The sequence below is a fragment of the Thermoplasmata archaeon genome (genome assembly GCA_035632695.1).
In the GTDB taxonomy this organism is placed as follows: Archaea; Thermoplasmatota; Thermoplasmata; order RBG-16-68-12; family RBG-16-68-12; genus RBG-16-68-12.
Genome location: DASQGG010000096.1, coordinates 1 through 9,504 on the forward strand (window position 1 = coordinate 1; position 9,504 = coordinate 9,504).

Annotated in this window: 10 protein-coding genes; 6 read left to right on the plus strand and 4 right to left on the minus strand. The window is 68.3% G+C overall.

All coding sequences use genetic code 11. The annotated features are described in order from the left end of the window. Nucleotides 1-328: 328 nt before the first annotated feature. The 3 genes from VEY12_06830 to VEY12_06840 are packed head-to-tail and all read left to right on the plus strand — an operon-like array spanning nucleotide 329 to nucleotide 4,586. Nucleotides 329-1,915, plus strand: a complete 1,587-nt coding sequence (locus VEY12_06830) for a GNAT family N-acetyltransferase (protein ID HYM39841.1) — start codon at nucleotides 329-331, stop codon at nucleotides 1,913-1,915. Beyond that, the gene (locus tag VEY12_06835) at nucleotides 1,915-3,126 is read left to right on the plus strand and encodes a hypothetical protein (protein HYM39842.1); all 1,212 of its coding nucleotides are present in this window, start codon (nucleotides 1,915-1,917) and stop codon (nucleotides 3,124-3,126) included. Before VEY12_06830 ends, VEY12_06835 begins: the two co-directional genes overlap by 1 nt. Beyond that, entirely contained in the window at nucleotides 3,126-4,586 is a 1,461-nt protein-coding gene (locus tag VEY12_06840) for a hypothetical protein (GenBank protein ID HYM39843.1), read from the plus strand. Before VEY12_06835 ends, VEY12_06840 begins: the two co-directional genes overlap by 1 nt. Here the strand turns inward: VEY12_06840 and VEY12_06845 are convergent. Genes VEY12_06845 through pyrF form a run of 3 tightly spaced genes read right to left on the minus strand, consistent with a single transcriptional unit; the run spans nucleotide 4,583 to nucleotide 6,907 of the window. Further along, nucleotides 4,583-5,449: a hypothetical protein gene (locus tag VEY12_06845; protein ID HYM39844.1), complete on the minus strand. Its 867-nt coding sequence runs from the start codon at nucleotides 5,447-5,449 to the stop codon at nucleotides 4,583-4,585. The genes VEY12_06840 and VEY12_06845 overlap by 4 nt on opposite strands. Beyond that, a complete protein-coding gene (locus tag VEY12_06850) occupies nucleotides 5,446-6,228 on the minus strand; it encodes a GNAT family N-acetyltransferase (protein HYM39845.1) in 783 nt (260 codons plus the stop codon). The genes VEY12_06845 and VEY12_06850 overlap by 4 nt, the downstream gene beginning before the upstream one ends. A 37-nt stretch (nucleotides 6,229-6,265) precedes the next feature. Then, nucleotides 6,266-6,907, minus strand: coding sequence for an orotidine-5'-phosphate decarboxylase (gene pyrF / locus VEY12_06855; GenBank protein HYM39846.1), 642 nt, complete (start codon nucleotides 6,905-6,907; stop codon nucleotides 6,266-6,268). A gap of 106 nt (nucleotides 6,908-7,013) precedes the next feature. On the opposite strand from pyrF, the gene VEY12_06860 reads away from it, so the two are divergent. Both VEY12_06860 and VEY12_06865 read left to right on the plus strand, forming a co-directional pair. Next, nucleotides 7,014-7,577 carry a Rab family GTPase gene (locus tag VEY12_06860; GenBank protein HYM39847.1) on the plus strand — a complete coding sequence of 188 codons (564 nt, stop codon included), beginning with the start codon at nucleotides 7,014-7,016 and terminating at the stop codon, nucleotides 7,575-7,577. A 79-nt stretch (nucleotides 7,578-7,656) separates the two neighbouring features. Continuing rightward, on the plus strand, nucleotides 7,657-8,208 hold the full coding sequence (locus VEY12_06865) for a Rab family GTPase (GenBank protein HYM39848.1): 552 nt from the start codon (nucleotides 7,657-7,659) through the stop codon (nucleotides 8,206-8,208). Between the two features lie 12 nt (nucleotides 8,209-8,220). Here the strand turns inward: VEY12_06865 and VEY12_06870 are convergent, their stop codons facing one another. Further along, a complete protein-coding gene (locus VEY12_06870; protein HYM39849.1) occupies nucleotides 8,221-8,652 on the minus strand; it encodes a hypothetical protein in 432 nt (143 codons plus the stop codon). A 517-nt stretch (nucleotides 8,653-9,169) separates the two neighbouring features. Here VEY12_06870 and VEY12_06875 point away from each other — a divergent pair. Then, a partial coding sequence (locus tag VEY12_06875; protein HYM39850.1) for a hypothetical protein occupies nucleotides 9,170-9,504 on the plus strand: 335 nt, incomplete at its 3' end.

Genomic DNA, 9,504 nt, shown 5'->3' on the forward strand with positions numbered 1-9,504 from the left:
GTCGTTCGGACAGTGGTGTTCGCGTGCCATGGCGGTCCCCCCGAATCTCGGAGGTGACTTAGCTCTTTCGGGATTCGCCCACGGCCAGTCGTCCCCGGTGATGGCTCGATGTCTCCCGATTCGCATTCATGCGCCTTACGCACTCGTCGGCGACGGCGCACCGCCGACTCTCCGCCGGCTGACGTGAGGTCCCGGCGGCACGTCTCGATGGGGTGCCCCCGCGACCTTTAAGAGGTTGCCACCGCTGTCGCGGCCGAGGAGGGATTCGAAGACGACGGCATTACGCCGGTACCGCGAGACGACGAGGCGCGCCTGCAGCCACGCGGTTTTGTCCCTTGCCGTGAGCCTCGCCCTCGTCCTGCTCGCGACGGCGCCCGCGATTGCGGGCACCCCCGCCACCGGGGACTTCCTAGAGTTCGATCAGAAGACCACGGTGGGCGAGGGACAGGGCAACTACACGGGGTACACGGAGACGACGCAGTCGCACTACCGCTACTCCGTGAGTTCCGTCGCGGGGAACACCGTGTCCGTCACCGGCACCGGATCCTGGAGCTACTCGAACAGTCTCGGATCGAGCTCCTCGGGGAGCGACGTGTACCACCCCGTGTTCCCCCTGGGCACACGCAAGTATCTCTCCGGCAACGACGTGGTCGTGAGCGACCCCGCGAACGCGACGGTCTGGTTCTGGATTCCGGTCCCCACCGCGGTCGGTCATGTGATCCAGGTTCTCGATGAACCCCTGACCGTCCAGTCCTTGAGCGCGACGTACTGGATCGGCGCCGTGCCCCACGCTACGATTCTCCTCCAGGGAACGGGCTCGTACAACCGCGATGACGTGTACGGTCGCTTCTTCGCCACGTACACGGACAAGTACTACTACGATGCGAACACCGGGTTCGTCGTCGGCGAGCAGTACACGGAGCAGGACTCGGATGGGTTCAACGGCTTTGTCAACAGCACCACGTTGACCGTGACGTCCAGCAGCTACCCGGTGCCCCTGGACCTCCCGACGACGGCCCTCGTCTACGCGGGGATCCCTGCGGCGATCATCATTGCCGTCGTCGGCGTGATCCGGGTCCGCCGAGGGCCCAGCCGGCTCCGAATCGGATCGGGCAACCAGGCCACGTACGTCCGCATCCGCAAGGCCAAGCGACCCGCGGACGCGACGGGGCTGACCCCGGACGGGTCACCGTTCTTTGGCCCGTTCCTCCCCGTGTTCGCGGAGCGCTCCATCGCGGAGGGGGATCCCGTGGTCCTGGCCCTCGACGAGCGCAAGATCGTCGGGCTGGCGCTCCTCGACCGGGAATCGGGCATGGGCAGCCTCTTCGCCACGGAGGACCGCGTCGCCCGCGTGCTCATGAAGCGGGTGAAGATGCGGGACTTCTTCGCGGAGGCGACGATCCCGGGGCGCGTCCTCGGGGCCAAGGAGGTCGACCGCTTCACGATCCTGCAGCTCAAGGGCCCGCAGCCCCTGGAGTACGACACGTCCGTGGTCCGGCCCATGACCGCGGAGGACCTGGGCTTCGTCACCTTCATCGCCCAGGAGGTCTACCAGAGCCGAGCCGCTCGCTTCATCCAGTCCTCCTTCCAGGCGGGGGACCTCGGGTTCGTCGCCCTGTCCAACGGAGCCGTCGTGGGCTTCGGGTTCGCCATGGTCGTCGGGTCCGTCGCCCGACTCCACACCCTGACCGTGAAGGCAACGGAGCGCTCCCGCGGTCTAGGCACGGAGCTCACGAAGGCGCGCCTCTCCACGCTCGCCGCGCTCGGCGTCGACCGGGTCATCGTCGAGATTTCGCGACAGAACACGGCCTCCCTCCAGATCGCGCGGCAGGTGGGCTTCGTTCCCGTGGGCGACTCCGTCTACTACTCCAAGAACCCGCCCGCGGCCCCCTCGGCCCTCCAGAGGCCGACCTGATGGTCCGCGAAGCGGTCTGCGTGCCGAACGATCCCGTGCGCCTGGTCCGGCTCGCGGACGGCGTCGAGAGCCTCGGCGACCCGAGGTTCCGTGCCTTCTGGTCCGGGGAGCCGCCGTCCGTCTACGTCCCCGAGCTCCTCTGGAAGCTCTCCGGGCGGTCCGATGGCGTCCCCGTGTCCGGGGTGCGGGATGACAACCGGTCCGCGATCCTGCCCGGCCGGCGTCACCCGATCCTGGGCCAGGAGTTTCTCGCGGCGGTCAAGGGCTGCGGCGCGGCCGTGGACGCGTACGAGAACGCGGCCCTGACGGCGGACCGCGTTCGGTCCATCGCCCGCGACCCCGCTTCCGCCGCCCGCCTTGCGCTGGACGATGGCGCCGCAGTCGGCTTCATCACGGGGGAGCGGTGGTTCGGGAACGTCCCCTACGGGGGGCAGGCGCCCGACAACGCGGCCATTGGATTCCTGACCAGCCTGCGCGCGACGGACGCCCAGATCAACGGGTTCCACGTGTGCCCGGTCATCGCCCTGCTGCGGCTCCCCGACGACTTCGCCCGAGTCGCGAGCCGCTTCTTCTGGTACCGCCGCTACGAGGGCGAGTTCTGGCAGGAGGTACGGCTCATGCCGTCCAATGTGCGGCTGTACTTCCACAGCCCCGTGACGTTCGGCGTGGACACGTCCCGCGCCCTCTCCCTGTTCGGCGTGGCCTCATTCGAAGACGCCGAGCGATTCCTGGAGAACCTCGCCCGCTCGTCCATGGCCGCCCTCACGCTCTACGCCCGCACCCTGCGTCACGACGCGGTCCGCGGCGCGTACGCGGGCCTCGCGTACCACGACGTCTGGCTCGACAAGGACGCGGTCATCGCGCCGGACGGCACCATGCACTTTGCCGACCTCGAGGGCATCGAGGAGGTTCCGGCCCTTGGCGCGGCGGAGGTGCGGGAGGAGATCGGCCGGCAGTTCCACCGCAACGTCTACGAGGCCACGTACGCCCTCGAGGCGCTCGCGTGGGATGTCGACCGCCGGTGGCGCGCCTTCCGCACGGGGGCGGAGCGACGGCGCTGGATCCTGGAGGTCCTCGAGCGCGCGTGCATCGCCGACCCCTTCCTCTCCTTGGAGCACCGCGGTCGGAAGCTCCTCCTCCGGGTCGAGCCTGCGGTGGACGCCGCGCAGTGCGGTCTCGAGATCGATGTCGCCACGGAGGTGGGGGTGTAATGGAGAGCGATCGGGTGCGAGCCGTCCTCGAAGGGATCGAAAGCCATCAGGAAGCCGCGGCGTCCCAGGAGCAGCGTGACCTCCTCGTGACCCAAGGGCTCGTGAGGACCGTGGACGGGGCGACGCACGACCGTTGGAATGCGGACGTGGCCGGGCTCGTCGCCCTCCGGGACCGAGTCCGCGACCTCTCACGCCAAGCCCTAGCGACCCCGGGACCCGACGCGTCCCCAGAGCTCCGCCAAATGATCGCGAACCTGGAGCAGCTGGCGCGTGAGAAGGCGACCCTGGACGGTCTCGTGTGGAACGGCCCGACCCAGGAGTACGTGGACGTCACGCTGTCCGGGAAGGGCGTCCTCGAGGATCTCAAAGCCTGGCAACGGCGTCTCCCGGGGCGGGACTTCGTGGCGTTCCAGGAGGAGATGGCCAAGTACCGCGGCCAGATCGCGAGCCTCGTGGACCAGGCGTCCGTGATCAACAAGTTCCTGATCCTCGACGAGCAGACCCGCACCGAGGACGAGTGGGGTCCCACGTCGCCCATGACGAACGTGGACGCCCGGTTCGCCTCCGCCATCCTCGCGAAGCGGGGCATCAATCCCGGGATGATCGTCTCCGAGTTCCAGTGGTTCAACCACGGAATGAACTGGGGGGACTTCAGCCCGGAGGACCGGCTCCTGGCCTCCGCGATCCTGGCGTCCTTGCCCTGGGATCCCTCCGTCGTTCGCAGCGTGTTCGAGCGGATCCGGATCGGGCTCCAGTACCACGGGATCATGCCCCAGGACCGCGTGATTGTCGCGGCCTCCCTGGCGGACCTGCAGGAAGGGTGGTGGGATCAGGTCTTCGCCCGGATCGACGACATCAAGAGGCGGCGCCCCGCGCTGAACGCCCTCCTCGTCGCGGCGCTCGCTCGATCGCCGTACTCCGTGGACGAGGCCATGGCCCGGTTCGACGCGGCGCAGTCCGCGATGACCGCGAAGGGATACCAGGACGGGATGCAGCTGGACATCGCGGCGTCCCTGCTCGCGGCATCCCAGATCCCCTCGGACACCCTGGTCGACCGGTTCTCCCATACCCTGTCCCATGTGCAGGGCTCGTTCGACCCCCCCTTCGCGCCCGCGGCCATGCTGGCCACGAACCCTCTGGAGCCCGACGAGGCGGTGGACGTGTTCCGTGACTGCCTCGGGGCGGTGACGCGGATGAGCTTCTTCGACCTTACGCTGGAAATCGAGGAGCTCGCACTCATCCTGAGCTACGGGCTCGCGCCGCTCGGCATGGGGTACCTCGGCGGCAACCTGCCCGCCGGGGCGACGATCCCGCCCGCCGCGGTCGCGGCGGCCCCCATGGCGGCCCTCGGTCTCGGCCTCTCGTGGTACGTCTGGCACAATTACTTCGTGTATCGGCCCATCGGGCGCTACATCGCGACCCATCCGGTCCACGTGCACACCGTGGCGGCCTTCGGCTAGGCCTTCATGTCGAACCCGTACAGGCGGTCGCGGTTCGCCTCGAGCTGGTCCACGGCCTTGCCCGCGTATCCCGCGGCGGTGGTCACGGTCACGTCGTGCTCCGCCGCGGCGGCGGCCAGAGGCTCGATGCGGCTGCGCCACTCCCGGTCCCGCAGGAGGTGGTGGTCGAGGATCAGGGTGCGCAGGGCCGTGCTCCGAATCACGCGCTCGAGGTTCGCCAGGGAGCGCTTCGTGTACGCCTCGGGGTAGTTGTCGGGCATGTGGGTCATGGGCCCGTCGGCGTACAGGACCGTCGGCGCCGCGTCCAGGAGGAAGCCGAGTTGTTCCTTGAGCGGCGGTCCCTCCACGTCCCCCGTGTGCACGAAGATCTCGTCGCCCTGGGCGATCCGCGCCATGACCACGTAGCCCAGCTCGTCGTTGTACCCGTGCGGCACCGCGGGAGAGAACGTCAGTTCGGTGCCGCCGAAGTCCACGTCGTTGCCCTCCGCGACCTGGATTTCCAGAGGGTACTTCTTGACCGCCCGCACGAAGGCGCTCGCCCGCTCCCTCTGGCTCCGGTTGATCTTCGCCTTGCCGTCCTTCAGGTACGCGAGCTTGCCGCGGAAGATCGACGGAGCGTCGGGGTTGTGGTGGTCGTAGTGGTAGTGGCTCACCGTGAGCACCTCGGCCCGCTTCGCGGCCTCCTTGATCCGCCGCCAGAGCTCCTTCTGGCGCGCCTCCTCCGTGGGATGGGGCGACAGGTCGTACCGGTAGGGCGCCAGCCGGACCGCGGGATCCAGGAGGATCGTCACGTCGGGGGTTTCGACCAAGGTCGCCATGGACCGCGCCCCGAGGCTGTCCGCGGCCAGGGGCGTGATCTTCATCGCATCACCGCGTCCGCCCACACCTGCTTCTTCACGCGGTGGAAGCCGAGGCTCGCCGTGAGCTCGAGGGACGCGACATTGTCCGTCTTCACATGGAGCGCGGGGATCTTGCCGCGGTCCAGGATGTCGCGGATCAGGGCCGAGGCCACGGCCCTTGCGTAGCCCTTCCGCCGGTGCGGCTCCAGAACGTGGAGGAAGCCCATCATGCTGACCCGGGGCGTCTCGAAGTGCGTGAAGGCCCAGGCCACGGGCTTCCCGGCGTCGTACACCGCGAACGCATGACCCGCCTCGATGCGTTTGCGGACGTACGCTCCGGCGTCGCTCCAGTCCGGGTCCCAGACACGTCCGACGAGCTCCGCCCACTTGGGGTCCAGCGGCTCGACGCCCTGCGATCCACGGTCGACGAGGTCGTCGGGGTCGAGGCGGAACAACCAGAACACGCCGCCGTCGATCGACTCCGCGTGCGGCTCGACCAGGGAGAGCATCCACTCCTCGGTGAGATGGAAGAACACCTCCCCGTGGGGCCAGGCGGTCATCAAGCCCTGGGCCGCCTCGGGTGCCGTCGCGTGCATCGCGATGCCCGCGGCGCCCCCGGCCCACTCGGGCCGTGCGACCGCGAGCACGCCTCGCACCGGATCGCCGTCCGCGAACAGCTCCTTCGTCCCTTCCATGTCGAAGGCGCGGTTCCAGACCACCGCGGTCGAGACGGCGTCCTGCTCCAGGAATCGCTCGACGGCGGCACGGTCCTTCGCGGCGACGGGCGGCGTGAGGGATGGCATGGTCGCCTCCCTCAAAAACCTTCGAGTCCTCGGGAGCCTACCGGGCCCGGATTTCCCGGGCGATGGTCTCGGCCGCGGCGGCAGGGTCCGGTGCCTCGTAGAGCGCCCGTCCCACGATCACGGCGTCCGCGCCCGCGCGGATCACGTCCGCGGGCTTCCCACCCTGCGCACCGACGCCGGGGGCCAGGATGAGACGGTCGCCGATCAGGCCGCGGAGCGCACGGACCCGCTCGGGGCGCGTCGCGGGGGCGATGATGCCCGCGGCTCCGGCGCGGACCGCGAGGCGCGCGAACTCCTCCGCGTGCTTCGCCGTGAAGTCTTGGCCTCCCGGGTGGCTGAGTTCGGTGACCACGAACACCTCCGCACCCTTCGCGGTCTCCACGCACGCACGGACGGAGTCCTCGCCGGCGAAGGCGTGGCAGATCACCCCCGAAGCGCCCAGGGCGAGCGCCTGCTCCACGATCAGGCGGTTCGTGTTGGGGATGTCCGCGATCTTGAAGTCGCACAGGACGTAGGCGAGATCCGAGAACTCCTTCACGATCCCGGGGCCCGCGACGAGCACGAGGGGCCAGTTCACCTTGAGCGCGTCGACGCGGCCCGCCAACGCCTTCGCGACGGACCTAGCGAGGCGGACGTCCGTGGCGTCGATCGCCGCGACGATCCGATGCTGGAGCCGCATCGCGCCCCGACGGGGGGTAGTGGACATAAACGTTGGCCCGCGACCCCTCGGCGCGGACCGCCTCCGCACCGCTTAAGTAGAGACCCGCCCTTTCGCCGGACGCGCCATGCCCGAGGTCCAGCGGATCAAGACCAAGGTGTGCCTCGTGGGGGAGGCGGCGGTCGGGAAGACCTCCCTGATCCGCCGGTACGTGCAGGACGAGTTTGACGACCGGTACATCACGACCCTGGGCGCCAAGGTGTCCAAGAAAGAGCTCGCCTTCGACGTGCCCGGCAAGGACGTCAAGGTCCAGATGGACATGACGATCTGGGACATCATGGGCGAGAAGGGGTTCCGGGACTTGCTCAAGGAAGCCTTCTTCCACGGGGCCAAGGGCACGATCGCCGTGGCGGACCTCACGCGGTACTCGACCCTCAAGGAGCTTGACGACTGGGTGCAGGGCGTCTTCAACGTGGTCGGGGAGATCCCCGTCGTCTTCGCGATCAACAAGGTGGACCTCAAGGACGAGGTGATGATCCTGTACGGGGAGAAGGAGATCGACCAGGCGGTGCGCGCCTTCGAAGCGCCGTACTACTACACCTCCGCGAGGAGCGGAGAGAACGTGAACACCCTGTTCCAGCGCCTCGGGTCCATGATCCTCGCCAAGGAGGGCATCGCACCGCCCTCCTGATTCTCGAGGGACGCCACGCGCGCCGCAAGCGTTAAGTCCCCCGAGGCGTGCCCTCGGCCGTCCCGTGAATGGCGGTCCTATGACGGAGACCCGACACCTGAAGTCCAAGATCTGCCTGGTCGGCGAGAAGGCCGTCGGGAAGACGAGCCTGATCCGCCGGTACGTCCTGAACCTGTTCGACGAGCAGTACGTGACCACGATCGGCACGCGAGTCTCCAAGAAGGAGGCGCGCGTCTTCCTTCCGGAACGGGACCTCCTGGTCGACGTGGACCTCCAGATCTGGGACATCATGGGGGAGAAGGGCTTCCGGGAGCTCCTCAAGGAGGCCTACTTCTATGGGGCCAATGGCATCCTCGCGGTCGCGGACCTCACCCGGCGCCGCACACTGGACGACCTGGACGACTGGGTGGACGGGGTCGAGCAGGTCGTCGGCAAGGTGCCCGTGCTCATCGCGGTGAACAAGAGCGACCTCCTGTCGAGCGCCCAGTACGGCGAGCACGACGTGGCGCAGGTCGCTCGCGCGTTCGACTGCCCCTTCCTGATGACCTCGGCGAAATCGGGTGCCAACGTCGAGGAGGCGTTCCGCCGGATCGGGCAAATGGTCACGGAATCCCAGCTCGCCCGCACGTGAACGCGGACCGCCTCACGAGGTCCAGGACGCGGACTGGAGCATGGACCCGTCGGACCACAGCAGGTAGAACGTGAACACGGTCCCCGTCGGCAACGGCCCGGTCGCCGCGGTGACCGTGATCGGGTCGCCACTCATCAGCGTGCTCGAGCCGCCGACGTCGGTCCACGCCACGCGATAGTTCGCGCTGCCGATCGAGATCGTGGCGACGCCTCCCGGCGCGGGCAGGGCGGTTGCCCGGCCGACGGCACCGCCTGCAATCAGGTTGACCCGGTAGCTCGAGACGGAGGCGGTCCGGCTCACGGCGGCGACCGTGATCGTCGCGACCCCGTCCCGGACGGTGACGGGCGCGAAGGCGACGAAGGGCCGCGCGGGGACCATGGACTGGGCCGTGAGGTTGCTCGCCGTGAAGTACACGACGCCTGCGATCGTCACGGAGATCGCCACAAGAAGAACCTCGGCGATCACCGGGGCGACGGCGTGCTCGTCGACCGTTCGAGCGTGTAGGCCCGTTGTCTCGACCTCCTCTCTCGACCCGGCGGGGGACCGGCGTTCGCGGCCATATACTTGTACTTCCACGGACGAGAACGACCGTCCGACACTTGGCTTGCGGACGTCGTCCTTCCTGAGCCGCGAAACCCGTCGGATCCCGCCTTGACCCCGCGCGGAGGGCCGTGCGGAAATCATTAAGTACGCTCGGTTCGATGGACGCGCCCCCTGAGCCGGCGCCTGTGGGTTGCGGGCGACGTGAGAGGGGTCTCGGGCCGGGAGCGGGGGACGAACCGGATCGGACATGCCCATGCTCGCACGAGGAAGGAACGGCTGCCGTACGGGCCCGACTCGAAGCCTGTGCCTCGGACTCTGCATCCTTTTCGTGCTCCTAGTTGTGATCACAGTTCCAAGTCGAGCGGACCTCCCGGTCGTCAGGGGGAACGCAGATGCGTCGCGGACGATCACGTGGTCTATGAATACGTCGGCCGGTTTGACGGGGCAGAACGTCTCGGTGGGTGGTGGCCAAGCCTCGCTGTCATGGTTGCCCCAATCCATGCTGTGGACCGGTGGATCCGAATTCGTTGGTGCAAACGGGACTGTCGACTCAAACGTCAGCGCTGGTGCGTCCGGCCTCTCGCTGGCTGCAAATTGGAGCAACCGCCTGCGCGATGCCAACTTCACGTCCGCGGCGCCGTGGTCGTTCATCAATGGGACCTCGGACAATGTGACCGCGGAGTGGGACCGAGCGTTCCACAATGCACGACTCGCCTATGAAGCCCCGTCGACCGTCCGGGTGTGGGATGGCTT

Bases quoted from the DNA above. Each gene is read 5' to 3' on its own strand.
- VEY12_06840 (HYM39843.1), top strand. From the start codon at position 3,126: ATGGAGAGCGATCGGGTGCGAGCCGTCCTCGAAGGGATCGAAAGCCAT.
- VEY12_06845 (HYM39844.1), bottom strand. From the start codon at position 5,449: ATGAAGATCACGCCCCTGGCCGCGGACAGCCTCGGGGCGCGGTCCATG.
- VEY12_06860 (HYM39847.1), top strand. From the start codon at position 7,014: ATGCCCGAGGTCCAGCGGATCAAGACCAAGGTGTGCCTCGTGGGGGAG.
- VEY12_06850 (HYM39845.1), bottom strand. From the start codon at position 6,228: ATGCCATCCCTCACGCCGCCCGTCGCCGCGAAGGACCGTGCCGCCGTC.
- VEY12_06865 (HYM39848.1), top strand. From the start codon at position 7,657: ATGACGGAGACCCGACACCTGAAGTCCAAGATCTGCCTGGTCGGCGAG.
- VEY12_06835 (HYM39842.1), top strand. From the start codon at position 1,915: ATGGTCCGCGAAGCGGTCTGCGTGCCGAACGATCCCGTGCGCCTGGTC.
- pyrF (HYM39846.1), bottom strand. From the start codon at position 6,907: ATGCGGCTCCAGCATCGGATCGTCGCGGCGATCGACGCCACGGACGTC.